The sequence below is a fragment of the Anaeromyxobacter sp. PSR-1 genome (assembly GCF_000964525.1).
In the GTDB taxonomy this organism is placed as follows: Bacteria; Myxococcota; Myxococcia; order Myxococcales; family Anaeromyxobacteraceae; genus Anaeromyxobacter.
In genome coordinates, this window is record NZ_BAZG01000032.1 from 1 (window position 1) to 24,560 (window position 24,560).

Annotated in this window: 20 protein-coding genes and 1 pseudogene; 13 read left to right on the forward strand and 8 right to left on the reverse strand. The window is 76.0% G+C overall.

Translation table 11 applies throughout. The features are described 5' to 3' along the window. Window positions 1-50: 50 nt before the first annotated feature. Together PSR1_RS07605 and PSR1_RS07610 are read right to left on the reverse strand one after the other, a co-directional pair. The gene (locus PSR1_RS07605) at window positions 51-911 is read right to left on the reverse strand and encodes a pirin family protein (RefSeq protein WP_059437014.1); all 861 of its coding nucleotides are present in this window, start codon (window positions 909-911) and stop codon (window positions 51-53) included. A 107-nt stretch (window positions 912-1,018) separates the two neighbouring features. Further along, complete coding sequence (locus PSR1_RS07610) at window positions 1,019-2,398, reverse strand: mercuric reductase (RefSeq protein ID WP_059437015.1); 1,380 nt, start codon at window positions 2,396-2,398, stop codon at window positions 1,019-1,021. Between the two features lie 136 nt (window positions 2,399-2,534). On the opposite strand from PSR1_RS07610, the gene senA reads away from it, so the two are divergent. The 5 genes from senA (at window position 2,535) to PSR1_RS07635 (ending at window position 8,076) form a co-directional block, all read left to right on the forward strand. Continuing rightward, a complete protein-coding gene (senA, locus tag PSR1_RS07615) occupies window positions 2,535-3,659 on the forward strand; it encodes a selenoneine synthase SenA (protein ID WP_059437016.1) in 1,125 nt (374 codons plus the stop codon). After that, window positions 3,656-4,609 (forward strand): selenoneine biosynthesis selenosugar synthase SenB, encoded by a 954-nt coding sequence (gene senB / locus PSR1_RS07620; RefSeq protein ID WP_059437017.1) that lies wholly within the window; start codon window positions 3,656-3,658, stop codon window positions 4,607-4,609. The genes senA and senB overlap by 4 nt, the downstream gene beginning before the upstream one ends. A 125-nt stretch (window positions 4,610-4,734) precedes the next feature. After that, the gene (locus PSR1_RS07625) at window positions 4,735-5,718 is read left to right on the forward strand and encodes an ABC transporter substrate-binding protein (RefSeq protein WP_059437018.1); all 984 of its coding nucleotides are present in this window, start codon (window positions 4,735-4,737) and stop codon (window positions 5,716-5,718) included. Continuing rightward, on the forward strand, window positions 5,712-7,613 hold the full coding sequence (locus PSR1_RS07630; protein ID WP_059437019.1) for an ATP-binding protein: 1,902 nt from the start codon (window positions 5,712-5,714) through the stop codon (window positions 7,611-7,613). Before PSR1_RS07625 ends, PSR1_RS07630 begins: the two co-directional genes overlap by 7 nt. A gap of 79 nt (window positions 7,614-7,692) precedes the next feature. Further along, the gene (locus PSR1_RS07635) at window positions 7,693-8,076 is read left to right on the forward strand and encodes a tautomerase family protein (RefSeq protein ID WP_059437020.1); all 384 of its coding nucleotides are present in this window, start codon (window positions 7,693-7,695) and stop codon (window positions 8,074-8,076) included. Between the two features lie 63 nt (window positions 8,077-8,139). Here the strand turns inward: PSR1_RS07635 and PSR1_RS07640 are convergent, their stop codons facing one another. Beyond that, a complete protein-coding gene (locus PSR1_RS07640; protein WP_059437021.1) occupies window positions 8,140-9,027 on the reverse strand; it encodes a LysR substrate-binding domain-containing protein in 888 nt (295 codons plus the stop codon). A gap of 82 nt (window positions 9,028-9,109) precedes the next feature. On the opposite strand from PSR1_RS07640, the pseudogene PSR1_RS24995 reads away from it, so the two are divergent. Further along, window positions 9,110-10,304: pseudogene (locus PSR1_RS24995) on the forward strand (MFS transporter). Between the two features lie 10 nt (window positions 10,305-10,314). Here PSR1_RS24995 and PSR1_RS07650 read toward each other — a convergent pair. Beyond that, window positions 10,315-11,217, reverse strand: a complete 903-nt coding sequence (locus tag PSR1_RS07650) for a LysR family transcriptional regulator (RefSeq protein WP_059437022.1) — start codon at window positions 11,215-11,217, stop codon at window positions 10,315-10,317. 76 nt (window positions 11,218-11,293) lie between these two features. Between PSR1_RS07650 and PSR1_RS07655 the strand changes: the two genes are divergently transcribed. Further along, the gene (locus tag PSR1_RS07655; protein WP_059437023.1) at window positions 11,294-11,923 is read left to right on the forward strand and encodes a nitroreductase family protein; all 630 of its coding nucleotides are present in this window, start codon (window positions 11,294-11,296) and stop codon (window positions 11,921-11,923) included. A 238-nt stretch (window positions 11,924-12,161) separates the two neighbouring features. Then, window positions 12,162-14,858, forward strand: coding sequence for an OmcA/MtrC family decaheme c-type cytochrome (locus tag PSR1_RS07660; protein WP_059437024.1), 2,697 nt, complete (start codon window positions 12,162-12,164; stop codon window positions 14,856-14,858). Window positions 14,859-14,949: 91 nt separating this feature from the next. Here PSR1_RS07660 and PSR1_RS07665 read toward each other — a convergent pair whose 3' ends face one another. Then, window positions 14,950-15,288 (reverse strand): P-II family nitrogen regulator, encoded by a 339-nt coding sequence (locus tag PSR1_RS07665; RefSeq protein ID WP_059437025.1) that lies wholly within the window; start codon window positions 15,286-15,288, stop codon window positions 14,950-14,952. A gap of 274 nt (window positions 15,289-15,562) precedes the next feature. Between PSR1_RS07665 and PSR1_RS07670 the strand changes: the two genes are divergently transcribed. After that, on the forward strand, window positions 15,563-17,083 hold the full coding sequence (locus PSR1_RS07670; protein ID WP_059437026.1) for an ammonium transporter: 1,521 nt from the start codon (window positions 15,563-15,565) through the stop codon (window positions 17,081-17,083). A gap of 79 nt (window positions 17,084-17,162) precedes the next feature. Here the strand turns inward: PSR1_RS07670 and PSR1_RS07675 are convergent, their stop codons facing one another. Next, window positions 17,163-17,597 carry a hypothetical protein gene (locus tag PSR1_RS07675; RefSeq protein ID WP_059437027.1) on the reverse strand — a complete coding sequence of 145 codons (435 nt, stop codon included), beginning with the start codon at window positions 17,595-17,597 and terminating at the stop codon, window positions 17,163-17,165. Beyond that, on the reverse strand, window positions 17,594-18,553 hold the full coding sequence (locus tag PSR1_RS07680; protein WP_059437028.1) for a 5'-3' exonuclease H3TH domain-containing protein: 960 nt from the start codon (window positions 18,551-18,553) through the stop codon (window positions 17,594-17,596). The genes PSR1_RS07675 and PSR1_RS07680 overlap by 4 nt, the downstream gene beginning before the upstream one ends. A 195-nt stretch (window positions 18,554-18,748) precedes the next feature. On the opposite strand from PSR1_RS07680, the gene aceA reads away from it, so the two are divergent. The 4 genes from aceA (at window position 18,749) to PSR1_RS07700 (ending at window position 23,483) form a co-directional block, all read left to right on the forward strand. Then, window positions 18,749-20,998 carry an isocitrate lyase ICL2 gene (gene aceA / locus PSR1_RS07685; protein WP_059437029.1) on the forward strand — a complete coding sequence of 750 codons (2,250 nt, stop codon included), beginning with the start codon at window positions 18,749-18,751 and terminating at the stop codon, window positions 20,996-20,998. Window positions 20,999-21,055: 57 nt separating this feature from the next. Next, window positions 21,056-21,355, forward strand: coding sequence for a MoaD/ThiS family protein (locus tag PSR1_RS07690; RefSeq protein WP_237757866.1), 300 nt, complete (start codon window positions 21,056-21,058; stop codon window positions 21,353-21,355). A 4-nt stretch (window positions 21,356-21,359) separates the two neighbouring features. Beyond that, complete coding sequence (locus PSR1_RS07695) at window positions 21,360-22,460, forward strand: sialidase family protein (protein ID WP_059437031.1); 1,101 nt, start codon at window positions 21,360-21,362, stop codon at window positions 22,458-22,460. A gap of 108 nt (window positions 22,461-22,568) precedes the next feature. Continuing rightward, the gene (locus tag PSR1_RS07700) at window positions 22,569-23,483 is read left to right on the forward strand and encodes a DUF1207 domain-containing protein (protein WP_059437032.1); all 915 of its coding nucleotides are present in this window, start codon (window positions 22,569-22,571) and stop codon (window positions 23,481-23,483) included. Window positions 23,484-23,584: 101 nt separating this feature from the next. Here PSR1_RS07700 and mdh read toward each other — a convergent pair whose 3' ends face one another. Then, a complete protein-coding gene (gene mdh, locus PSR1_RS07705; protein ID WP_011421278.1) occupies window positions 23,585-24,535 on the reverse strand; it encodes a malate dehydrogenase in 951 nt (316 codons plus the stop codon). Between the last annotated feature and the right edge of the window lie 25 nt (window positions 24,536-24,560).

Consider the following 24,560-nt stretch of genomic DNA (forward strand, 5'->3'; position numbering starts at 1 on the left):
GGGCCAGCGCGCGCGGCGGCGCGCCGGCCCGCGCCGCCGGGCGGCGACGCTCAGGGCTTGATGAACGTCCCGCTGCGCAGCTCGTGGAGGGCCTGCTCGATCTCCTCCTCGGTGTTCATCACGAACGGCCCGTAGCGCGCGTACGGCTCGTTCAGCGGCTGCGCCGAGAGCAGCAGGAAGCGCGCCGGCGCGGCGCCGGCGTGCACGCGGACCACCTCGCCGTCGCGGAGGATGGCGAGCCTCGGGGCCCCGACCGCCTGCGCGGCGCGGCCGGCCTGCGCGCCGCCCACCGTCACCTCGCCCTCGAACACGTACAGGAGCGCGGTGTGGCCGCGCGGCACCGGCTGCTCGAACGTCTTGCCCGCGGGCAGCGCGACGTCGAGGTAGGTCGGGCCGGCGAAGATGTCCTTCACCGCGCCGGCCACCCCGTCCACCTCCCCGGCGACCACCCGCACGCGCGCGCCGCCGGGGCGGGCGACCTCGGGGATGCGCGCCGCCGGCACGTCCTGGTACCGCGGCCGGGTCATCTTCAGCTTCGCGGGCAGGTTCACCCAGATCTGGAAGCCGTCGAGCCGGCGCGGGCCGACCTTGGGCATCTCCTCGTGCAGGATGCCGCTGCCGGCGGTCATCCACTGCACGTCGCCCGCGCCGATCACGCCCGAGTTCCCGATGCTGTCGCGGTGCGCGACGCTGCCGTCGAGCATGTAGGTGATGGTCTCGATCCCGCGGTGCGGGTGCATGGGGAAGCCCGCGATGTAGTCGTTCGCGTCCTCCGAGCCGAAGTGGTCGAACAGGAAGAAGGGATCCAGGTGGTCGAGCGTCCGGGTGGCGATGCTGCGCTTCAGCCGCACGCCGGCGCCGTCGCTGGCGGCGATGGGGGTGACGACGGTCTCGAGTCCGCGTTCGGTCATGGTGATCTCCTGCCCCGGGATGTGCCGGCGGGACCGGCCCGGCGCAATGTCCGGGGGCGCACCGGATCGTTGCGCGGCGCGGAACGGCCGCGGCCGGGGGACTCCGGTCAGGGCCGGAGCGCGAAGCGCTCGAGCGTCATCACCGCCGACTGGAGCCCCTCGCAGAAGGTCGGGTGGGCCATCTCCATGTCCACGAGCGCCCGCGCGCTCGCGCCCGCCTGCATCAGCGCGGCGACGACGTGCACGAGCTCCCCGCCCTCCGCCCCCACCACGGCCGCGCCCAGGATCCGCTCGTCGCGCGGGTCCACCAGCACGCGCACCACGCCGTCCGGCTCGTCCACCTCGACGGCGCGCGCCACGGCCGAGTACGGCAGCGTGGCGAGCTCGAACGGCACGCCCCGCGCCCGCGCCTCGCGCTCGGTCAGCCCCACCACCCCCACCTGCGGATCGGTGAACACCACGTGCGGCACCAGCCGGTCGTCGCGCGTCCGCCGGCCGCCGCCGAGCAGGAGGTCGAAGAGGATGCGGTGGTCGTCCCAGGCGCTGTGGGTGAACTGGGGGCCGCCGGCCACGTCGCCCACCGCGTACACGCCCTCGGCGCTGGTGCGGTAGCGCGCGTCCACCTCGACGAACCCGCGGCGATCCAGCGCCACGCCGGCCGCGTCGCAGCCGAGGTCGTCGGTGTTCGGGCGCCGCCCGGTCGCCACGAGCAGGTGCGACCCCTCCACCACCCCGCCGCCGGCGAGCCGCACCCGCACCGCGCCCGCGCCGCCCTCGACCGCCTCCGCCGGCGCGCCGAGCGCGAGCCGGAGCCCCTCGCGCCGGAACACCTCCTCCAGCACCGCGCTCACCGCCTCGTCCTCGCGGGCGAGCAGGTGCGGCGACGGGTCGATCACCGTCACGCCGGCGCCGAGCCGCCGGAACAGCTGCCCGAGCTCGCAGCCGACGTAGCCGCCCCCGAGGACCACCAGGTGCGCGGGGAGCGCGCGCAGCGCGAGCGCGCTCGAGCTGGTGAGGAACGGGACCCGGTCCAGGCCGGGGACGGGCGGCACCGCCGGGCGCGCGCCCACGTTCACGATCACCACCGGCGCGGCGAGCCGCTCACCCGCGACCTCCACCTCCCGGGGTCCCACGAACCGCGCGGCGCCGGGCACCACCCGCAGCCGCGGCGCGGCCGCGTCCAGGCGGCGGCGCACGCCCTCGCGCCAGCGCGCCACCACCGCGTCCTTGCGGTCCATCACCGCCCCGAGATCCACCGCCACCTCGCCGGCGCGGATCCCGAGCCGCCCGGCCGTCCGCGCCACGTGCGCGGCCCGCGCGCTCGCGAGGAGCGTCTTCGTGGGCGTGCAGCCCGCGTTCACGCAGGTGCCGCCCAGCGCGCCGCGCTCGACCAGCGCGACCCGCCGCCCCGCGGCCGCGAGCCGCGCGGCGAGCGGCACGCCCGCCTGGCCGGAGCCGAGGACCAGCACGTCGAGATCCGATGCCATGCGCCACCTCCCCGCCCGCGCCGGGCGGTCCGGCCTATGTGCCGCCGGCGGGCCGCGCGCGCCAGGCCGCTCCCAGGTGTCGCTCGCCCGCGAAGACGCCTCGCCCGGGCCGGGACCTTCCGCTAGATAGAGGCGGATGGACCGGATCCTCTCGGACTGGGTGCGGGACGCGCGGGCGCGCACGCTCGGGCTCGCGGCGTCGCTGCCGGCGGACGGCCTGCTCGGCCCGCGGCTCGCGATCGTCAACCCGCCGCTCTGGGAGCTGGGGCACGTGGCCTGGTTCCAGGAGCGCTGGGTGCTGCGCCACGCCGCGGGCCGGCCGCCGCTCCGGGCCGGCGCCGACGCGCTCTACGACTCCATCGCCATCCCGCACGACGTCCGCTGGGACCTGCCGCTCCCCTCGCTGGCGGAGACGGTCGGGTACCTGCGCGAGGTCGAGGCCGGCGTGCTCGCGCTGCTCGAGCGCGGCGAGGCCGATCCCTACTTCGCGCGGCTCTCGGTGTTCCACGAGGACATGCACTGGGAGGCGATGGCGTTCTCGCGCCAGACGCTGGGCTGGCCGGCGCCGCCCGGGCTCCCGGCCTCCGCGGCCGGCGCCGGACCCGAGGGCGACGCGGCCCTGCCGGGCGGGACGTTCCGGCTCGGCGCTGCGCCCGGCGACGGGTTCGTGTTCGACAACGAGAAGTGGGCGCACCCGGTGGAGCTGGCGCCGTTCCGGATCGCCCGCACCCCGGTGACCGAGGCGCGCTTCGCCGAGTTCGTGGACGACGGCGGCTACCGCCGGCGCGCGCTGTGGAGCGAGGCCGGCTGGCGCTGGCGGGAGGCGGCCGGCGCCGAGCACCCGGCGTACTGGGAGCGCGCGGGGGACGGGTGGCGCCGGCGGGAGTTCGACCGGCGCGTGCCGCTCGCGGCGGGCCGGCCGGTCGCGCACGTGTGCGCGCACGAGGCGGACGCCTTCTGCCGCTGGGCCGGGCGGCGGCTGCCGAGCGAGGCGGAGTGGGAGGCGGCGGCCACCGCCGAGGGCGCCCCGCTCGGCGGCGCCGGCAGCGTCTGGGAGTGGACCGCGAGCGACTTCCTCCCCTACCCCGGCTTCGCCCCCGATCCCTACCGCGAGTACTCGCAGCCCTGGTTCGGCACGCACCGGGTGCTGCGCGGCGGCAGCTTCGCCACCCCGGCGCGCCTGCTGCGCCCCACCTTCCGCAACTTCTACACGCCCGACCGCCGCGATCCCTGGGCCGGGTTCCGGACGTGCGCCGCGTGAGGATCGTCATCGCCACGCCGGCCGCCCGCGGCTCGCACAAGGGCAACCGCGTCACCGCGCTGCGCTGGGCCGGCCACCTGCGCGCGCTCGGCCACCGCGTGGCGCTGGCCGACGCCTGGTCCGGCGCGCCGTGCGACCTGCTCGTGGCCCTGCACGCGACGAAGAGCCACGCCTCGGTGCTCCGCTGGCGCGAGGTCCGCCCCGCGGCGCCGCTGGTGGTGGGGATGGCCGGGACCGACCTGTACCAGGACCTGCCCGCGTCGCCGCAGGCGCGCCACTCGCTCGCGCTCGCCACCCGCGTCACGGTGCTCCAGGCGCGCGGGCTCGACGCGCTGCCGCCCGAGATCCGCCCCCGGGCCCGGGTCATCGAGCAGTCGGCGCAGGCGGCCCCGCCCGCGCCGCCGCCGCAGGGCGTGTTCCGCGCCTGCCTGCTCGCGCACGTGCGCGCGGTCAAGGACGCCTTCCTCGCCGCCGCGGCCGCGCGGAGGCTCCCGGCCCGCTCGCGCGTCCAGATCGCCCACCTCGGCGCCGCGCTCGACGCGGACGCGGCGCCCGCCGCGCGGGCCGAGATGGCGGCGAACCCGCGGTACCTCTGGATGGGCGAGCACCGCCGGCGCGAGGCGCTCTCGATCCTGGCCGGCAGCCAGCTGCTCGTCATCACCTCGCGCCTCGAGGGCGGCTCGAACGCGCTCTCCGAGGCCGTCGCGGCCGGGGTCCCGGTGCTCTCCACCCGCATCGACGGCACCGTCGGGCTCCTCGGCCCCGACCACCCGGGCTACTTCCCGGTCGGCGACGATCAGGCCCTTGCCGGGCTCCTCCTCCGGGCGGAGCAGGACCCCGCGTTCCTGGCCGAGCTGCGCCGCTCGACGGTCCGCGCGAGGCCGCTCGTCGAGCCCGCGCGCGAGCGGGAGGCCTGGCGCCGGCTCCTCGGCGAGCTTTTCCCCGCCTGACTCCGGGTCGCGCCGGGCGGGCGCGCATGGGCCCGGCGGCGCGATGCCACGGGCGGCGGATCACCGCTCCTCCGGACCTCCGACGTGGTACACAGGCCGGGGCGGGGACCCGAGAAGAGGAGCGCGTGCGCGTCGCCTCGCTGATCGCGGCCATGGCGCTGCTGGCGGCCTGCGGGGATCGCCGGCCGCCGCGGACGCGCCTGGTCCTCGCCTCCGTGCGCCAGCCCGCCACCGCGCTCCCGCTGCTCGCCGCCGCGAGCGGCTGCTTCGCGGCGGAGGGGCTGGACCTCGAGGAGCGGTCGTTCGACCTGGGGCGCGACGCGCTCGCGCTGCTCCGCGAGGGCGGCGCCGACGTGGCGGTCGCGTTCGAGACGCCGGTGCTGCAGGCGGCCTACGCCGACGACCGGCTGCGCGCGCTCACCGCGCTGCACACCTCGACCCGCAACACGCGCCTGGTGGTGCGCGCCTCGAGCGGGATCCGCGGCTTCTACGACCTGGGCGGGCGCCGGATCGGCTTGGCGCCGGGGACGAACGCCGACTTCTTCACCGACCTGGCGCTCCGCCTGGGCGGCGTCCCGCGCGACCTGGTCCGCCTCGTCCACGGGGCGCCGGCCGAGTCGATCGAGGGGCTCGCCGCGGGCGCGCTCGACGCGGCGGTGCTCTCCGACCCGGCCGCGCAGGAGGCCGAGCGCCGCCTCGGGGACGACGCGCAGGTGTTCCAGACCGACCTCTACGTCGAGATCTCGCTCCTCGTCACGCGCGACGACGTGCTGGCGGCCCGGCCCGCCGCGCTCCGGGCGCTGCTGCGCGGCCTGGCCTGCGGCGAGCGGCGCGCCCGGGCCGATCGCGAGGGGGCGCGGGCGCGGATCCGCGACCGCTTCCCGGAGACCGGCGACGCCGCGCTCGCCGGGCAGCTGGAGCGGGTACGCTGGGGGCTCGGGCTCGACAACGTGCTCGTGGACGTGCTGCGCCGCGAGCGCGACGCGCTCACCGCCGCGGGCGCGCTGCGCGGCGACGCGCCCGACCTCCACCAGCTGGTGGCGCCGGCGCTGCTCGAGCAGGTGGCGCCCGAGTCGGTCATGCTGCTCCCCGGGGACGCGCGATGGTGACCGTCGGCCGGCGCCTGCTCGTGCCGACCACGGTCCTCGCCGCGGTGGCCTGCGCGGCGCTGGCGTACGCGGCGTGGTCGTCCGCGCACCAGGCGCGCACCCTGGAGCGCGACGCGCGGGCGGTGCGGACCGCCATCTCCCTGGCGTTCGCGCTCGGCGACGCGACGCACGAGGAGGAGCGCTGGTTCCTGTCGCTGCCGCGCTCGCCGGCCGGCGTGCACGAGACGCGCCTCGACGAGGCCGGCGCGCGCATCGCCGGGCTGATGCGCGACGTCGAGGCGCTCCCGCTCCCGGCGCGCGTCGCCGACGTCTGGCGCGAGTACGTCGCGGTCCGGGCCGCGCAGGACGCGCTCGGCGACGAGATCCGCCGGGTCGCGCCGGAGGGCGGCCCCCCGCTCGAGCGCGCCCTGGATCGCTGGCGGCTCATGTCGTTCCGCAGCGAGGCGCTGCTGAAGGACGTGTCCGGCTACTACCTGCGCTTCCTCGACCGGATCGTGGTCGAGCTGCAGGCGCGCCGGGCCCGCGCCCTGTGGATCTCGGCGGCCGCGGTGGTGGTGGGCCTGCTCGCCGCCGCGGCGCTCTCGCTGCTGGCGGCGCGCGCGGTGGTGCGGCCGCTCGAGGCCATCGCCCGCACCGCCGAGCGGATCGCCGAGACCAGCCTCCCCGCCGAGGTGGCCGGGGCGGAGCGGCCCGACGAGATCGGCACCCTCTCCCGCGCGTTCAACCGGATGACCGGGCGGCTCGTCAGCGCGAACGCCCGCCTCACCGAGATCGACCGGCGCAAGGACGAGTTCCTGGGGATGCTCTCGCACGAGCTCCGCAACCCGCTCGCGCCCATCCGCAGCGCGCTGCACCTCCTCTCGCACCCCGCCGCGCGCCCGGCGCAGACCCGGCGCGCCCTGGAGGTCATCGGCCGGCAGGTGGACCACCTGACCCGCATCGTGGACGACCTGCTCGACGTCACCCGCATCGCGCGCGGCAAGATCGAGCTGCGCCGGGAGCGCATCGACCTCTCCGAGGTGGTCGCGCGCACCGCCGAGGACTACCGGGACCTGCTGGACGACCGCCGCATCGCGCTCGAGGTGGAGCTGCCGGGCGGGCCGCTCTGGGCCGACGCCGACCCCACCCGCGTGGCGCAGGTGGTCGGCAACCTGCTCAGCAACGCGGGCAAGTTCACGCCGCCCGGCGGCCGCGTCACGGTGCGCGCGGACGCGCGCGGCGGGCGCGCGGTGATCCGGGTCGTCGACACCGGCGTGGGCATGCCGCCCGAGCTGCTCGGGCGGATCTTCGAGCCGTTCGTGCAGGCGGACCGATCGCTGGCGCGGAGCGCCGGGGGGCTCGGGCTGGGGCTCTCGCTGGTGAAGGGGATCGTCGAGCTGCACGGGGGCACGGTCGAGGCCCGGAGCGCCGGGCCCGGCGCCGGCAGCGAGCTGGTGATCGAGCTGCCGCTGGCGGCCGAGGAGCCGGTGCCGCTGGCGGCGCCGTCCGCGGCGCCGGCCGGCGCGGCGGGGCCGCGGCGCGTGCTCATCGTGGACGACAACGTGGACGCGGCCGAGACGCTCGCCGAGCTGCTCCGCCACGCCGGGCACGAGGTCGCGGTGGCGCACGACGGCCCGGGCGCCCTCGCGGCGGCCCGCGCCGACCCGCCCGACGTGGTGCTCTGCGACATCGGCCTGCCGGGGATGAGCGGGTACGAGGTGGCGCGGGCGCTCCGGCGCGAGCGCGGGCCGGGCCTGCTGCTGGTGGCGGTGAGCGGCTACGCGCAGCCCGAGGACGTGGACGCCGCCCTCGAGGCCGGCTTCGACCGGCACCTGGCGAAGCCGCCGCGGCCGGACGAGGTGGAGCGGGCCGTGGCCGCGCCGCCGGCCGGGGTCAGGGCCGGGCTGGACGCATGACCGAGGCCGGGTCGGGTCGTCCGCCGACGGCGGGCGCGCCGGCACCCGCCGTGCTAGAGACGTGTCCTCGGAGGAACCCATGCCGCTCGTCCGGATCGACACCACCCTGCGCCTCGGCCCCGAGCAGCGGCGCGCCGCCGGCGACGCGGTGCACCGCGCCCTGGTGGACACGTTCAAGGTCCCGCCCGACGACCGCTTCCAGGTGATCGCCGGCCACGGCGACGAGGGGCTGAGCATCGCCCCGAGCTACCTCGGGATCGACCACGGCAAGGACGTGGTGGTGGTGCAGATCACCGCCAACGCCGGGCGGACCGTGGACATGAAGCGCGCGCTCTTCCGGCGCATCGCCGACGACCTGCACGCGGCGGTGGGCGTGCGCCGCGAGGACGTCATCGTCAGCCTGGTGGAGGTGGCGAAGGAGAACTGGTCGTTCGGCAACGGCGAGGCGCAGTACGCGACCTGACGCGGCGCCGCGCGCGGGCTGGAGCGCGCGCCGCAGCAGCGATCCAGATCAGCAGGCTCGGCCTCAGCCGCGGCGGAGCACCTCGCGCACCACCGCCACGAACCGGGCCACCGGCGGCGAGGGCTCGCCGGGGCGGCGCAGCGCGACCAGGCGCGTGCGCGCCCGCGGCGACGCGATGGCGCGGTAGTCCACCCCGGTCCGCCGCAGGTCCTTCACCGAGGCCGGCACGAGCGTCACGCCGATCCCGGCCGCCACGAGCGCCATGGCGGTGGCGAGCTCGGGCGCGTCCTCGGCCACCCGGGGCTGGAAGCCGGCCTCGCGGCACAGCCCGAGCACGAAGTCGTACCAGCCCGGCCGGCGGTCGCGCGGGAACAGGACGAACGGCTCGCGCGCCAGCGCCGCCAGGCGCAGGGCGCGGCGCGCCGAGAGCGGGTGCCCCGCCGGCAGCGCCACCACCACCGGCTCCTCCAGCACGGTCTCGGCCACCAGCGTCTCGTCGCCGAACGGCGTGCGCGCCAGCCCGAGGTCGAGCTGCCCCGCCCGCAGCGCGGCCACCTGCGCGCCGGTGCTCATCACCGCCACCCCGAGCGCCACGTCGGGGTGGCGGGCCCGGAACGTGCGGAACACGCGGGGCATGAGGCCGTAGGTGGCGGACGCCACCACGCCCACCGAGAGCGCCCCGGTCTCGCCCCGCGCCGCGCGCCGGACGTCCTCCGACGCGTGCGCGGCGCGCTGGAGGATGGCCCGGGCGTGCCCGAGCAGCACCCTGCCCGGCTCGGTGAGCTCGACGCGCCGCCGGGCCCGCGCGAACAGCTCCACCCCGAGCTCGCGCTCGAGCTGGCGGATCTGCTGGCTGAGCGGCGGCTGCGCCATGCCGAGCCGCGCGGCGGCGCGGCCGAAGTGCAGCTCCTCCGCGACCGCCACGAAGTACCGCAGGTGCCGGAGCTCCATGGCGTCGAGATCTAGGACGTCTCGACACGAGAGCAAAGATATATTGGACGTCTCGACCGTCCCTCCGCATGTTCCCGGGCCCATGCCCGAGGCCGCGCGCACCGTCCCCATCCCCCGCCTCGCCCCCGCCGACCCGGCCCCGGCCGCGCCGGTGCCCGAGGCCGCGCCGGAGGTGGCGCGCCCCGCGGCGGGGCTGTTCGCCATCGGGCTGGCCGGCTTCTGCGCGTTCGTGGGCTTCTACGCCACCCAGCCGCTGCTCCCCACGCTGGAGCGGGTGTTCGCGGTCTCGAAGGCCGCGGCGGCGCTCACCGTGAGCGCCCCGACCATCGCGGTGGCGCTGGCCTCGCCGTTCGCGGGCCGCGCCATCCGGCGCTGGGGGCACCGGCGCATCATCGTCGCCTCGCTCTTGTTCCTGCCGGTCCCCATGCTGCTCACCGCCGCCTCCCCCGGCGTCCCGGCGCTGGTGGGCTGGCGCTTCGTGCAGGGGCTGGCGGTGCCCGGCATCTACGCGGTGGGCGTGGCGTTCCTGGCCGAGGAGTGGCCGCCGGCGGCGCTCGGCAGCGCCATGTCCGCGCTGGTGACGGGCAACGTGATCGGCGGCTACACCGGGCGGCTGCTCGCGGGCCTCGCCGCCGACCGGTGGGGCTGGCGCGCCGCGTTCGTGGTGCTCGCCCTCGTCACCACCGCCGCCGCCGTGGCCGCCGCGCGCCCGGCCCGGCGACCTGCTCCGCGCGCCACGCCTCCTCGCGACGTTCGCGGTCGGCTTCAACGTGCTCTTCACGCAGGTGGCGGTGTTCACCTACGTCACGTTCCACCTCTCGGCGCCGCCGTACCGGCTCGGCACCGCTGCGCTGTCCTCGGTGTTCACCGTCTACCTGATCGGCGCCGCCGTGACCCCGTTCGCCGGGCGCTGGATCGACCGGGTCGGCTCGCGCCGCGCCGTCACGGTGGCGCTCGCGGTGGCGGCGGCCGGCGCGCTCGTGACGCTGGCGCCCTCGGTGACGCTCGTGGTGGCGGGCCTGGCGGCGGTGTGCACCGCGGTGTTCGTGAGCCAGTCCGCCTCCACCGCGTTCCTGCGCACCGCCGCGCCGCCGCGGCTCCGGTCGTCGGCCTCCGGCCTGTACGTGTCGAGCTACTACCTCGGCGGCGCCGCCGGCGGCGTCGCGCCCGCGCTCGCCTGGCACGCGGGCGGCTGGGGCGCGTGCGTGGCGATGGTGGTGGCCGTCCAGCTCGGCACCGTCGCGCTCGCCCACCGCGCCTGGCGCCCGGCCGCCTGAGCCGCCCGCCTCAGCGCCGCGCCTCCCCCGCCGCCGGCTCGCCGAGCGCGGCCACGATCGCGTCCCGGAACCGCGCCACGGCCACCGGCTCGTAGCGCCGGCTCGGCCACACCACGCTCACCGGGCCGCCGCGCCGGACGTACTGCGGCAGCACCCGCTCGATCGCGCCGGTGCGCAGGTGCGCGGCGATCATGCCGGTGGGCACCAGCGCGATCCCCGCGCCCGCGAGCAGCATGCCGCGCACGAACGCGAACTCGTCGGCGGCGGCGCGGCCGTGCACGGTCACCTGCTCCTCGCCGCGGCGGCCGGTGAGCCGCCAGACCGCGGTCTCCCCGCCGGCGCGGTAGAGCAGGCAGTCGTGCCGGGCCAGGTCGGCGAGGCGCCGCGGCCGCCCGCGGGCGTCGAGGTAGGCGGGCGCGGCGAACAGCGCGAGCGCGCTGTCCGACAGCTTGCGCGCGAGCAGCGACGAGTCGGCGAGGACGCCGGCGCGGATGGCCAGGTCGAAGCCCTCCTTGACCAGGTCCACGTAGCGCGCCGTGAGCGACACCTCCACGCGCACCTGCGGGTGCGCGCGCAGGAACGCGTCCGTCAGGCGCGCCAGGTCCGGCGCCAGGTCCACCGGCGCGGTCACCCGCACCGTCCCCCGGGGCTCGGCGCCGAGCGCCGCCGCCTCCTCGCTCGCCTCGCGGAGCCCGGCGAGCGCGTCGCGGGTCCGCTCGTAGTAGGCGCGGCCCGCGTCGGTGAGGCTGAGGCGGCGGGTGGTCCGCTGCAGCAGGCGGATCCCCAGCTCGCCCTCGAGCGCCGCCACCGCGCGGCTCACCGACGACTTGCGGACGCCCAGCGCCGACGCCGCGGCGGTGAAGCTGCCCGCCTCCACCACCTGCGCGAACACCGCGATCCGGTTCAGATCCATCGTTGCTCCTCGCGCATCGGTCTTTCCCGGAACCACTATCTAGTCCACCCGGCCGCAACGGCCTAGGTTCCTCGCCATGACCCCCGTGACCCCCCTCCCGGCCGCCGCCGCGACCCCCCGCCGCCCCGAGCACCCCATCGACGCGCCGTTCGTCGCCCGCTGGTCGCCGCGCGCCTTCACCGACGAGGCGATCCCGCGCGACACGCTGCTCGGCCTGCTCGAGGCCGCCCGCTGGGCGCCCTCCGCCCTGAACGCGCAGCCCTGGCGCTTCGCCTGGGCGCGCCGGGGCACGCCCGCGTTCGAGCGGTTCCTGTCCGCGCTCGCGCCCGCGAACCAGGTCTGGGCGCGGAACGCCGCGGCGCTCGTGGCGGTGGCGTCGCGCGAGGCGATGGAGCTGCCCGGGCGGCCGGGCCCGGTGCCGAACGCGAGCCACGCGTTCGACGCGGGCGCGGCCTGGGCGCAGCTCGCGCTCCAGGCGCAGCGCTGGGGCTGGGCGACGCACGCCATGGGCGGCTTCGACGCGGCCCGCGCGCGCGAGGCGCTGGTGCTGCCGGCGGGCCTCGCGCTCCACGCGTTCGTCGCGATCGGCCGCCGCGGCGATCCGGCGGCGCTCCCCGAGGCCCTGCGCGCGCGCGAGCGCCCCAGCGAGCGGCGCCCGCTGTCCGCCCTCGCCTTCGAGGGCGGGTTCGAGGCCGCGGGCGCGTAAGCAAGCTTTGACACGCCGCGACCGCGCGGCGGCGCGCGCACGCTTCGCCCTGCGACCGATTGCCCTGGGTCGAAGCTCCGCGATCGCGGCGGTCCGCTCCGACCCGGTGCGACATGGCGCCGCGAAAAGCGCGCCGGCGTTGACGTGCATCAAGATCTCGCTGGCCCCTGCGGGACTATCAAGGCGATAGTCAAACCTATGGGTGCGGTCGAATGCGCGCCCCAAGGAGCCAGACGCAATGATCCGACGGACACTGCTGCTCGCGGCGCTCGGCCTCGCGGTCGTCGCCTGCGAAGGCGCGAAGGGCCCTGCCGGCGCCCCCGGGCGCGACGGCACGAACGGCCAGGACGGCCAGGACGGCACCAACGGCACCTCCTGCACCGTCACCGACAACCACGACGGCACCCACACCATCACCTGCACCGACGGCACCTCGGTGACCGTGTCGAACGGCGCGACCGGCGGGAACGTCGCGATCGGCGACTTCCACGGCGCCGCGTTCCTGAAGTCGAGCGGCGAGTACGCCACCGGCAAGTTCGACGTGAAGGTGACCATCACCGGCGCGACCGCCGCGGCCGACGGCACGCTGACCGTGGACTTCACCGCCGCGACCCCCGGCGCCGGCGGGCAGCCGGTCCCGGGCATCGCCGCCATCACCGCCGACGTGGCGAAGCTCGTCCCCGGCACCGCCACGGAGCGGGCCTCCCGCTTCGTGCCGTACATCACGCGCATCGAGACCGCGACCGCGGGCGACTGGCCGAACCCGGCCGGCACCACCGCGGTCCAGGGCAACACCGAGGGCAACGGCGCGCTCACCGATCACGGCGACGGCAGCTACACCTACGTGTTCGCCACCAACCTCGCGAACGCGACCACCGAGGGCGCGCCGGTCGGCTACCAGCGCAACCTGCTGCACCGCGTGTCCGTCATGATCGGCGGCCACGACGGGCCCACCGGCGAGGCCACCTACGACTTCGTGCCGGACGGCTCCGCCATCACCACCACCCGCAACATCGTCCAGACCGCCGCCTGCAAGGCCTGCCACGGCGAGGAGTTCCACGGGCACGGCGGCAACCGCCTCTCGGTCGAGAACTGCGCCACCTGCCACGTGCCCGGCACCGCCGACGCGAACGGCGGCCAGAGCCTCGACCTCGCGGTCATGATCCACAAGATCCACGCGGGCGGCGAGCTGGCCAGCCTGCCCGGCCCCGACGGCAAGGTCTGGGACGACCCGAGCACGCCGCAGGACGAGTCCGCCGACAACGGCGAGTACGCGATCTGGGGCTACCGGAACACCAAGCACGAGTGGTGGAAGGCCGAGTTCCCGGCCGTGCTCGCGAACTGCCAGAAGTGCCACACCGGCACCGGCGCCCAGGTGGACAACTGGAAGACGAACCCCACCCGCGCGGCCTGCGGCTCCTGCCACGACACCGTGGACTTCGCCACCGGCGCCAACCACCTGGGCGGCGCGCAGGCGGACGACTCCGGGTGCGCGACCTGCCACGGCGCCACCACCGGCTGGGCGCCCATCGTGCCCGCGCACGACTGGACGACGAAGGACCCGCGCAACGTCCCCGAGTTCGACGCGGAGCTGTCGCTCTCCGCGCCGGCGAACGGCAAGTACTACGTGGCCGGCGAGGCGCCGGTCGTCACGGTGGTCCTGAAGGACAAGGCGACCGGGACGCCGATCGACCACGACCTCGTCACCGGCGCGGCGCTCGGGTGCCTCCCCACCGGCTGCCCGGCCCCGACCAGCCCCACCACGTTCGCCAACACGGCGTTCTTCGTGAGCGGCCCGCGCGCCACGCGCAACCCGGTGCTCACCACCACCGCGCGCGCCAAGATCGAGGTCGCGGCGCCCGCCTCCTGGGACCTCTCCGGCGGCGCCGCGCTGGCGCTCAAGGTGGACAGCGGCCGCGACGTCACCCTGTACAACCAGACCGGCGGTGACTTCGTCGCGTCCGGCACCATCTCGGTGACCGTGCCGCCGGCGGCGTTCGCGAACCCCGCCGCGGCGACGCCCGCGGAGCTGGCCGCCGGCCTGAACGCCATCCCGGCCTTCGGCCGCCGCGCCATCGCCTACGTCGAGGGCGGGCGCTTCGGGATCCGCAGCCGCAACCTGGGCCGCGTCTACGCGATCCAGCTCGACCCCAGCGCGGTGACCACCGCCGTCTTCGGGGGCGACACCGCCCTGAAGATGCCGGGCGGCTACTACCCGTCCAACACGCTCGCGTTCAACGCGGCCCCCGGCGCGGCGAACGACCGGAAGGTGACCCGCTCCGCCGGGTCGATCACCTACCAGCTCGATCCGGTGGACGACCTGCAGCCCGGCACCTACGTCGCGAGCGTCGAGATCTCGCGGCTCGGGCGCGTCAGCGAGACCAACTACCGCACGCCGACGGTGGCGAAGGTGGCGTTCCAGGTGAAGACCGCGGCGGTGGAGAAGCCGATCGCGAGCAACTGCAACTCCTGCCACCAGAGCGCGGACGGCCGGGGCTTCGTCCTCGACTTCTCGCGCCACAACAAGATCTTCTCCGACGACGCCGTGGACCAGTGCGGCGCGTGCCACGACTACCAGCCCGGCTCCGCCACCGGCGCCTGGCTGGGCGGCCACCCGATCTCGAAGCGCGTCCACGCCGTGCACTTCGGGTCGAGCCTGTTCACCCCGCTCGCCACGGTCGCCTACTCCAACGGCGACCCCGTCGCCGGCCGGAACTGGGACATCACGTTCCCGCAGGACGTCCGGAACTGCCAGGCGTGCCACCCCGACGGCACGTCGAGCGGCACCTGGGCCGCGCGCCCGAACCGGCTCGCCTGCTGGGGCTGCCACGACTCCGAGGCCGCCAAGGCGCACATGGCGCTGCAGACGCTCGACCCGACCCCGGCGAACCCGTGGAGCGGTGACGAGCAGGAGTCCTGCCAGGCCTGCCACTAGGCCCGGCGACCGCTGAACCCAGGGCCCGGCGGGGCGGCTTCGGCCGCCCGCCGGGCCCTTCCCCTTTTCGCCCGCCGCGCCGGCCGGCCCGCTAGAGCGCGTCCTCGCCGCGGTCGCCGGTGCGGATGCGGACGGCCTCGTCCACCGGCGTGACGAAGATCTTCCCGTCGCCGATCCGCCCGGTCCGCACCCAGGCCTCGAGCTCGGCCACCATCCGCGGCACGAGCGGGTCCGGGACGACCAGCTCGACCCGCAGCTTCGGCACCAGCTCGATGGTGTACTCGGCCCCCCGGTACAGCTCGACGTGCCCGCGCTGCCGCCCGAAGCCGCGCGCCTCGGACACCGTCATCCCCGAGATCCAGGGGTGGGCCAGCGCGGCGCGCACCTGCTCGACGCGCGACGGCCGGATGATCGCCTCGATCCGCTTCATGGACACCTCCGCGCCGGCGCACGTGCAATCACCGTGCGTGCACCGCGGACCGCGACGGGGCCACCTCGCCGCGCCTCGCCCCGCCCCCCGCGCCGCATCGCCGTGCACCGGGCTGCCCGCCCTCCCGGCAGCAGCCCCCGCCGGAGCGCGCGACCGCGCCGGAAACCGCCCTTAACCGGCCTCCGCGGGCTCCGGTACGCGCGCTGCAAAGGCGCCTCGCGTCCCATCCAACGCGACCGCGTCCGGCCGCCCACAGCACGGGAGATCTCGTCCGATGAAGAAGCTCCGAGCCTTGCTCCTCCTCGCAGCGCTGGCCGCCCCGGCGGCCCTGCTCCTCCATGCGCCGGTCGCGCGCGCCGACGAGGCCGCCGCGGCCGCGCCGGTCGCGTTCACGCAGGGCATGGCCGACGCCATCGCCGCCCAGAAGGTCGGGCTCGACACGATCTGGGTGATGATCGCGGCGTTCCTCGTGTTCTTCATGAACCTGGGCTTCGCGCTGGTCGAGTCCGGCTTCTGCCGCGCGAAGAACACCGTGAACATCCTGTTCAAGAACTTCGTGGTGTTCGCGATCTCGTCGCTCGCGTTCCTGGTGATCGGGTACGGCCTGATGTTCGGGGACGGCAACCCGCTCTTCGGCACGAGCGGCCTGCTGTTCGCCTCCGGCGCGGACAACAGCCCCGCCGTCGGCGACGCGTACCAGGGCGTCTACCACGCGCTCAACTGGACCGGCGTGCCGCTGTGGGCGAAGTTCTTCTTCCAGCTCGTGTTCGCCGGCACCGCCGCCACCATCGTGTCCGGCGCGGTCGCCGAGCGGATCAAGTTCAAGTCGTTCATCGTCTTCACGCTGTTCCTGGTCGGCGTGGTCTACCCCGTGGGCGGCCACCTGATCTGGGGCGGCGGCTGGCTCGCCAGCAAGGGCTTCCTCGACTTCGCCGGCTCGACCGTGGTGCACTCGATCGGCGGCTGGGCCGCGCTCGCCGGCATCCTCGTGCTCGGGCCGCGGCTCGGGAAGTACGGCCCCGGCAAGCAGATCAACGTCATCCCCGGCCACAACATGACGAGCGCCGCCATCGGCGTCTTCGTGCTGTGGTTCGGCTGGTTCGGCTTCAACCCCGGCTCGACCATGGCGGCCGACGGCGCGTCCATCGCGCACATCGCCACCACCACCAACGTGGCCGCCGCGGCGGGCACCGTGTCCTCCATGCTCGCCGCCTGGATCTTCCTGAAGAAGCCGGACTTCGGCATCACGCTGAACGGCTGCCTGGCGGGGCTCGTGGCCATCACCGCGGGCTGCGCGTTCGTGAGCGTGCTCAGCTCGCTCGTCATCGGCCTCGTCGCCGGCGTGCTGGTGGTCGCCGCGGTCGTGTTCTTCGACAAGATCCGCGTGGACGACCCGGTCGGCGCGACCGCGGTGCACCTCGCGAACGGCGTCTTCGGCACCATCGCGCTCGGGCTGTTCGCCGATCCCACCGTGGCGCCGTGCGCGGCGGTCGCGAAGCCCGGCCTGTTCCTGGGCGGCGGCATGGCGCAGCTCGGCCCGCAGCTCCTGGGCGTGGGCGTGGTGGCGGTGGCGGTGTTCACGCTCTCGCTGGCGGCCTGGTACGTGACGAAGCTCGTGACCGGCGGGATCCGCGTGACGGCGGAGGAGGAGCTGGAGGGCCTGGACGTCGGCGAGCACGGCAACTCCGCCTACCCGGAGTTCCAGATCCGCTCCGGCGGCGCGTTCGGCGGCACGGCGGCCCACGGCGCCGAGCCGGTCGCGGTCGCGGTCGGCAAGACGACCCCGGCCTACTGACCTGGGGCGGGGGGATCGCGAGGCGGGGCGGGGCGCTGCCGGGCAGCCGGCGGCTCCCCGCCCTCGCCGTCCCGGGCGCTCACCGCGGCGGCAGCGCCGCGCGGAGCGTCCGGGCGCGGCCCGAGAGCGCCTCCTCCGGCTCGGCGTCCACCGCCGCGCGCGCCTCGGCGTCGAGCGCCGCGCCGCGGCCCGCCGCCTCCAGCCACAGCTCCACCGCGCGCCGGCGCCAGCCGGCCTCCAGCGGATCCGCCTGCTCGCGCGCGATCTCCGCGCGCTCCAGGCAGAGCCGCGCGAGCACCAGCAGCCGCTCCGGCTCCGCCACCAGCGCGGCCGCGGTGGCCGACTCCACCGAGGCGACCATGCGCAGGTCGATGCCGACCAGGCCGGTGGCGGTCGCCTCGAGCTGCTGCACCGCCTGCTCGTGCGCGCCGGCCCGCCGGAGCTTCAGCACCCCTGCGAGCGCCCAGCCGAGTTGCTCCAGCATCCGCTGGATGAAGTCGCGGCGGAGCGTCATGCCCGCTCCCCGCCCGCCGCGTCGCCGGCCTGGCCCGCCACGGCCGGCGGCGGCGGCGCGCCGCCGGCGCCCGCCCAGCGCGTCGGCCGCGCCTCCAGCCCCTGCACCAGCCGCTCCGCGCCGAGCGAGGCCGCCCAGGCGCCGAGCCGCTCGCGCGAGAGCCCGGGCCAGCGCAGCCCCTCGAGCCCCTCGGGCAGCGGCGCGTCGGTGACGAGCGTCGCGAGCCGCCGGTACAGCAGCGCCGCCTCGCGCCCCTCCTCCAGCGCCCGCGCCAGCTTCGCCGCGCCGCGCACGCCCGCCGGCCAGCGCGCGGGGTCGGCGGGGACGTCCTCCAGGTGCCCGTACACCGCGAGCAGCGCCGACGCGCTGCGCTCGCCGAACCCGGGCAGCCCCGGGATCCCGTCCGCCGCGTCGCCCACCAGGGCCAGCCAGTCCGGCACGCTCTGCGGCGGGATGCCCCGGCGCGCGAGCAGCGCCGCCTCGTCCACCTCGCGCCCGCGCATGCGGTCCACCTGGATCACCCGCCGCCCGCGGAGGCACTGGCCCAGGTCCTTGTCCGGCGTGAGGATGCGCACCTGCTCCACCTCGTCGCGGAAGCGGGCCGCCGCGGTGGCGAGCGCGTCGTCCGCCTCCAGCGCGTCCATCGACCACACCACCAGCCCGAGCGCCCGCGCCGCCTCCTCGGCGGCCTCGAGCTGCGCGAGCAGCTCGGGCGGCACGCCCTCCTCGCTCTTGTAGCCGGCCCACAGGTCGTTCCGGAACGAGCGGATGGGCCGGTCGAACGCGATCGCGACGTGCGTCACCGCCTCGCCGGCGTCGTGCAGCAGCGCCAGGAGCGAGGCGGCCAGCCCGAGCGTCGCCTTCACCTCGCGGCCGTCGGGCGCACGGTGCCCCGGCCGCCCGGAGAAGTGCGCGCGGAACAGCTCGTAGGTGCCGTCCACCAGGTGGAGCCGCATGCCGCGGAGTATACGCTCCGCGAACCCGCGCCCGGGGCCTGCGCGCCCCGCCGCGCCCCGGAGGGCACGCGGGGCGACGAGACCCCTCCCGCGCGGGCCGCGCCCCGCGCGTGCGCCCCCGATGCGCGGTGGCCTCCCGGACCGTCCGGGTCCAGCCTGTCGGGACGCGCCGCCGACGGCGCCAGGAGACGAGAGATGGACTTCGAGCAGGAGGTCGCGGCCCTCCGCCGCTGGTTCGAGAGCCCCCGCTTCGCCGGCATCCGGCGCATCCACACCGCGCGCGAGGTCGTCGAGCAGCGCGGCACCATCCGCCAGGACTACCCGGTGGCGCGCGAGGCCGCCGAGGCGTTCCACGCGCGGCTGCGCGAGCTGTTCCAGCAGCGGCGCTGCATCACCACCTTCGGCCCCTACTCGCCCGGCCAGGCCGTCGCGATGAAGAGGATGGGCATCGAGGCCATCTACCTCGGCGGCTGGGCCACCTCGGCGAAGGGCTCGGTGCAGGAGGACCCCGGCCCCGACCTCGCCAGCTACCCGCTCAGCCAGGTGCCCGACGAGGCGGCGCCCATCGTCCGCGCGCTGCTCACCGCCGACCGGAACCAGCACCACGCCCGCTCGCGCATGACCGAGGAGCAGCGCCGCGCCACCCCGGCGGTGGACTTCCGGCCGTTCATCATCGCCGACGCCGACACCGGCCACGGCGGCGACGCGCAGGTGCGCAACCTCGTCCGCCGCTTCGTCGAGGTCGGCGTGCCCGGCTACCACATCGAGGACCAGAAGCCCGGCGTGAAGAAGTGCGGCCACCAGGGCGGCAAGGTGCTGGTCGCGGAGGACGAGCAGCTGAAGCGGCTCTCCGCGGCGCGGTTCCAGCTCGACCTGATGGGCGTGCCGGGGATCGTGGTGGCGCGCACCGACGCGGAGTCCGCCACGCTGCTCGACGGCCGCGGCGACGAGCGCGACCAGCCGTTCATCCTGGGCGCGAGCAACCTCTCGATCCCGGCCTTCCGCGCGGCGTTCCTCGCCATCCTGCGCCGGTTCCACCGCGCCGGGGTGGAGGAGCTGTCCGGGCACGAGCTGTACGCGGTCTGCGAGGAGGAGTACGCGGCCGCGGACGCCTGGCTGGAGCGCGCCGGCTTCGACAAGGGCATCGCCGCCGCCGCGGCCGAGCACCAGCGCGGCGCGCTCGCGGTGGACGCGGCGCTGGACCGGGTCTTCGACCGGTTCGTGGACGCCTGGCAGCAGGAGGCCGGCGTCTGCACCTACGCCGAGGCGGTGGCGCAGGCGATCGCGTTCCGCGAGCACGAGGGCGAGCGCCCGGCCATGCGCCGCGACGAGTGGATGGCGTTCGCCGCGCGCGCGCCGTTCTACCGGGCGCGCGAGAAGGCGCGGGCCATGGGGATCGACCCGCCCTGGGACTGCGAGCACGCCAAGACGCCCGACGGCTACTACCAGGTGCGCGGCGGGATCGACTACGCCATCCAGAAGTCGCTCGCCGCGGCGCCGTTCGCCGACCTGCTCTGGATGGAGACCAAGACGGCCGACCTCGCCGACGCGCGGCGCTTCGCCGAGGCCATCCACGCGGTCCACCCGGACAAGATGCTCGCGTACAACCTGTCCCCGTCGTTCAACTGGGACACCACCGGCATGGACGACGACCAGATGCGCCGCTTCCCCGAGGAGCTGGGGAAGCTCGGGTTCGTCTTCGACTTCATCACCTACGGCGGCCACCAGATCGACGGGCTGGCCGCGGAGGAGTTCGCGACCGCGCTGCGCGAGGACGGCATGCTGGCGCTGGCCCGGCTGCAGCGGAAGTTCCGGCTGCTCGAGTCCGGCTACCGGACGCCCCAGACGCTGGTGGGCGGGCCGCGCCTCGACGCGGCGCTCATGGCCGTCTCCGGACGGACCGCCACCACCAAGGCCATGGGCCAGGGCTCCACCCAGCACCAGCACCTCGTCCAGACCGAGGTGCCGCCCCGGCTGCTCGACGACTGGCTCGACCTGTGGCGCGACCAGCACCACGTGGCCGGCAAGCTCCACGCCACGCTGCGGCCGGTCACCGCCGGCTCCGACCTGCTCGAGCTCGTGGTCACCTCCGCCGACGGGGAGCGGAAGCTCGACGTCACGTTCGCGAGCATCACCGACCGCCGCGGGCGCAGCATCCTCTCGGTGCGCGACCAGAACACGCACGACCTGTCGCTCCGGCGCAAGCGGCTCATGACGCTCGCGCAGCTGTTCCTGTTCCACCGCTACCGGGTGGACTCGGCGCACTACGTCACGCCCACCGAGGACAACCAGCGGCAGGCGGAGGGCATGAAGGCGCTCGGCCTGTTCCGCTCGGTGGCGCAGGAGGTGGGCGAGATCATCGTCGCCGACGTGGACCGGGCCCGCGTGAAGGCGCTCGCCGCGCGGGACCACGCGGCCCTGAAGGCGCTCATCGCCGGCACCTGACGCGTCCCTGCCCGGGGCGCCCCGACCGGCGCGTTGCGGCGGGGGGTCACGTCCACCATGCGTGAGCCTCGCTTCTGCGAGGCCCGCATGCCGCACGTGACCTTCACCGCGACGCTCCGGCGCCACCTCGACGCGCCGCCCGCCGAGGTGCCGGGCGCGACCGTGCGCGAGGCGCTCGAGGCCGCGTTCCGCGGCAACCCGCGCCTGCGCGGCTACGTGCTCGACGATCAGGGGCGGCTGCGCAAGCACGTGGCCGTGTTCGTGGACGGCGCGCTCGTGACCGACCGCGACGGCCTCGCCGACCCGGTGCGCCCCGGGAGCGGCATCCACGTCATGCAGGCGCTCTCGGGAGGGTGAGGCCATGGGCTCGAGCGATCGGCTGAGCGTCGCCACGCGCAAGGGGCTGTTCCTGCTGGAGCGGCGCCCGGGCGGCTGGGAGATCGAGCGCTGCGCGTTCCTGGGCGACCCGGTCAGCATGGTGCTCGACGACCCGCGCGACGGGACGCTCTACGCCGCCCTGGCGCTCGGCCACTTCGGCGTGAAGCTGCACCGCTCCGACGACCGCGGCCGGACCTGGGCCGAGGTGGCCGCGCCCGCCTTCCCCGCCGAGCCCGCGGGCGCGGGCGAGGCGCCCAGCGTGCAGCAGGTCTGGGCGCTCGAGCCCGCCGGACCGGACCGGCCCGGCGCGTTGTGGGCGGGGACGATCCCGGCGGCGCTGTTCCGCTCCGGCGACCGCGGCGCGTCCTGGAGCCTGGTGCGCGCGCTGTGGGACCGCCCCGAGCGCAAGGGCTGGGGCGGGGGCGGCTACGATCAGCCCGGCCTGCACTCCATCGCGGTGGACCCGCGCGACCCGCGCCGGCTGCTGTGCGCCATCTCCACCGGCGGCGTGTGGGGCACCGCGGACGCGGGCGAGACCTGGGCGCTGCGCGCCACCGGCATGTACGCGGAGTACATGCCGCCGGAGCGCCGCGGCGATCCCAACGCGCAGGACGTCCACCGCCTGGCCCAGGCGCCCACCGCGCCGGAGCGCCTGTACGCGCAGCACCACAACGGCGTGTTCCGCAGCGTGGACGGCGGCGAGCGGTGGACCGAGATCACCGCCATCCGGCCGTCCAAGTTCGGCTTCGCGGTGGCGGTGCACCCGCGCGATCCCCGCACCGCCTGGTTCGTGCCGGCGGTGAAGGACGAGCGGCGCGTGCCGGTGGACGGGAAGCTGGTGGTGGCGCGCACGCGCGACGGCGGCGACACGTTCGAGCTGCTGCGCGAGGGCCTCCCGCAGGAGCACGCGTACGACCTCGTGTACCGCCACGGGCTCGCGGTGGACGCGGGCGGCGACCGGCTGGCCATGGGCTCGACCACCGGCGGGCTGTGGATCTCCGAGGACGGCGGGGATCGCTGGGTGCAGCACCCGGCGCGGCTGCCGCCGGTGTATCAGGTCGCCTTCGGGCAGGCCTCCCGGTAGGGCGCCCCCCGACGGCGAGCCCGCCCGGACAGGCGCCGGGCGGCCGGGCGTGCCCTAGCGTGAGGCGCCTCGCGACCGTCCGCCGCGACGCCCACCCCGGAGGCCCCCATGCCGACCGCTCGCCTCGCGCGGCCGTTCCCGGTCGCGATCCTGCTCGCCCTCGGCCTCGCGCTCCCGCTCGCCGCGCGGCCGCAGGACGTGCGGGTCCTCCAGTGCGGCACGGGCGTCCACCAGGACGAGGCGTCCGGGGTGGTGTGGCTCCCGCAGGGCGACGTCTTCTGCCCGCTCGTCGCCGACCCGAAGGCGGTCCGCTCCTTCGTCTCGTACCTGTACGGCAAGTTCCCGACCAGCCACGGCTCGCTCCACCTCGGCTCGGTGGGCATCGGCGACGGCCTGCCGCTGCTGCGGATCGGCGGCCCGCGCGCCGCGGACGGGCTGCAGGTGGGCCTGGAGGCGGCCGTGTTCGCGCAGTTCGACCTCGACTCGCGGAGCGACGACCTCCTCAACGCCGACTACACCGTGAGCATCCCGGTGACGTTCCGGCGGGCGGGCTTCTCCGCCCGCCTGCGCGTGTACCACCAGAGCTCGCACCTCGGCGACGAGCTGCTCCTGCGCGCCGACAGCGAGATCGCGCGGCAGAACCTGTCGTTCGAGTCGGTGGAGCTGATCCTCTCGCAGGAGGTCGGGCCGCTGCGCGTCTACGCGGGCGGCGAGCACCTCTTCGACCGCAACCCCACCGCGCTGGATCCGCGCGTCGTGCACGCGGGCGCGGAGCTGCGCGCCGGGCCCGACCGCGGCGCCCGGCTGGTCGTCGCCGGGGACGTGAAGTCGAGCGAGCAGCAGCAGTGGAAGCCGGCCTGGAGCGCCCGCGCCGGCGTGGAGGTCGCCTGGTGGCGCGCCCCCGGCCACCCGCCGCGGGTGTGGAGCCTGCTCGCGGAGTACTACGACGGCCCCTCGCCGTACGGACAGTTCTTCCTCGAGTCCACGCGCTACGCGGGGCTGGGCCTGCACCTCCAGCTGTAGCGCGGCGGCCGCGGCACCGCGCCCGCGAGACGGCGAGGCCCCGACCGCCTGGCGGCGATCGGGGCCCCGGATCCTGCTCCGCGGCGAGGCCGCGGCGGCCGCTACTTCAGCGTGGCGACCAGGTCCTTCACGGCCTTGACGGACTTGTCCATCATGGCCTGCTCCTCGGCGTTCAGCTTGAGCTGGAGGACGCGCTCCGCGCCGCCCGCGCCGATCACCACCGGCACGCCGACGTAGAGGCCGTCCACGCCGAACTCGCCCTTGAGGAAGGCGCAGGTCGGGAGCACGCGCTTCTGGTCCTTGAGGAACGACTCGGCCATGGCGATGGCGCTGGAGGCCGGCGAGTAGAACGCGCTGCCGGTCTTGAGGAGCGCGACCACCTCGCCGCCCGCGCCGCGGGTCCGCTTCACCATCGCGGCCATCACCTCGGCGGCCTTGGCGGCGCCGTACTTCTGCTCGAGCAGCTCCATCACCGGGACGCCGCACACGCTGGTGTAGCGGACGAGCGGCACCATGTCGTCGCCGTGGCCGCCGAGGGTGACGGCGGTGACGTCCTTCACCGAGACGCCCAGCTCCCAGGCGATGAACGCGGCGAAGCGGGCCGAGTCGAGCACGCCGGCCTGGCCGACGACGCGGTTGTGCGGGAAGCCGGTGATGCGCTGGCAGAGCGTCACCATCGCGTCGAGCGGGTTCGAGATCACGATCACGAAGGCGTTCGGGGCGTACTGCTTGATGCCCTCGGCCACGGTCGTCATGATCTTCGAGTTGACCGCGATGAGGTCGTCACGGCTCATGCCCGGCTTGCGGGGCAGGCCGGCGGTGACGATCACCACGTCCGCGCCCTTGATGTCCTCGTAGGTGTTCGTGCCCTTGAGGCTCACGTCGAAGCCGTCGACCGGCGCGGCCTCGGCGATGTCCAGCGTCTTCCCCTGCGGCAGCCCCTCGACGATGTCGAAGAGGACCACGTCGCCCAGCTCGCGGAGCGCCGCGAGCTGCGCCAGCACGCCGCCGATCTGCCCACCGCCGATCAGTGCAATCTTGGACCTGGCCATGTTCGTCTCCCTCGCCTGACTGGTT

Bases quoted from the DNA above. Each gene is read 5' to 3' on its own strand.
- PSR1_RS07605 (WP_059437014.1), bottom strand. From the start codon at position 911: ATGACCGAACGCGGACTCGAGACCGTCGTCACCCCCATCGCCGCCAGC.
- PSR1_RS07610 (WP_059437015.1), bottom strand. From the start codon at position 2,398: ATGGCATCGGATCTCGACGTGCTGGTCCTCGGCTCCGGCCAGGCGGGC.
- senA (WP_059437016.1), top strand. From the start codon at position 2,535: ATGGACCGGATCCTCTCGGACTGGGTGCGGGACGCGCGGGCGCGCACG.
- PSR1_RS07630 (WP_059437019.1), top strand. From the start codon at position 5,712: ATGGTGACCGTCGGCCGGCGCCTGCTCGTGCCGACCACGGTCCTCGCC.
- PSR1_RS07635 (WP_059437020.1), top strand. From the start codon at position 7,693: ATGCCGCTCGTCCGGATCGACACCACCCTGCGCCTCGGCCCCGAGCAG.
- PSR1_RS07640 (WP_059437021.1), bottom strand. From the start codon at position 9,027: ATGGAGCTCCGGCACCTGCGGTACTTCGTGGCGGTCGCGGAGGAGCTG.
- PSR1_RS07650 (WP_059437022.1), bottom strand. From the start codon at position 11,217: ATGGATCTGAACCGGATCGCGGTGTTCGCGCAGGTGGTGGAGGCGGGC.
- PSR1_RS07655 (WP_059437023.1), top strand. From the start codon at position 11,294: ATGACCCCCGTGACCCCCCTCCCGGCCGCCGCCGCGACCCCCCGCCGC.
- PSR1_RS07660 (WP_059437024.1), top strand. From the start codon at position 12,162: ATGATCCGACGGACACTGCTGCTCGCGGCGCTCGGCCTCGCGGTCGTC.
- PSR1_RS07665 (WP_059437025.1), bottom strand. From the start codon at position 15,288: ATGAAGCGGATCGAGGCGATCATCCGGCCGTCGCGCGTCGAGCAGGTG.
- PSR1_RS07670 (WP_059437026.1), top strand. From the start codon at position 15,563: ATGAAGAAGCTCCGAGCCTTGCTCCTCCTCGCAGCGCTGGCCGCCCCG.
- PSR1_RS07675 (WP_059437027.1), bottom strand. From the start codon at position 17,597: ATGACGCTCCGCCGCGACTTCATCCAGCGGATGCTGGAGCAACTCGGC.
- PSR1_RS07680 (WP_059437028.1), bottom strand. From the start codon at position 18,553: ATGCGGCTCCACCTGGTGGACGGCACCTACGAGCTGTTCCGCGCGCAC.
- aceA (WP_059437029.1), top strand. From the start codon at position 18,749: ATGGACTTCGAGCAGGAGGTCGCGGCCCTCCGCCGCTGGTTCGAGAGC.
- PSR1_RS07690 (WP_237757866.1), top strand. From the start codon at position 21,056: ATGCGTGAGCCTCGCTTCTGCGAGGCCCGCATGCCGCACGTGACCTTC.
- PSR1_RS07695 (WP_059437031.1), top strand. From the start codon at position 21,360: ATGGGCTCGAGCGATCGGCTGAGCGTCGCCACGCGCAAGGGGCTGTTC.
- PSR1_RS07700 (WP_059437032.1), top strand. From the start codon at position 22,569: ATGCCGACCGCTCGCCTCGCGCGGCCGTTCCCGGTCGCGATCCTGCTC.
- mdh (WP_011421278.1), bottom strand. From the start codon at position 24,535: ATGGCCAGGTCCAAGATTGCACTGATCGGCGGTGGGCAGATCGGCGGC.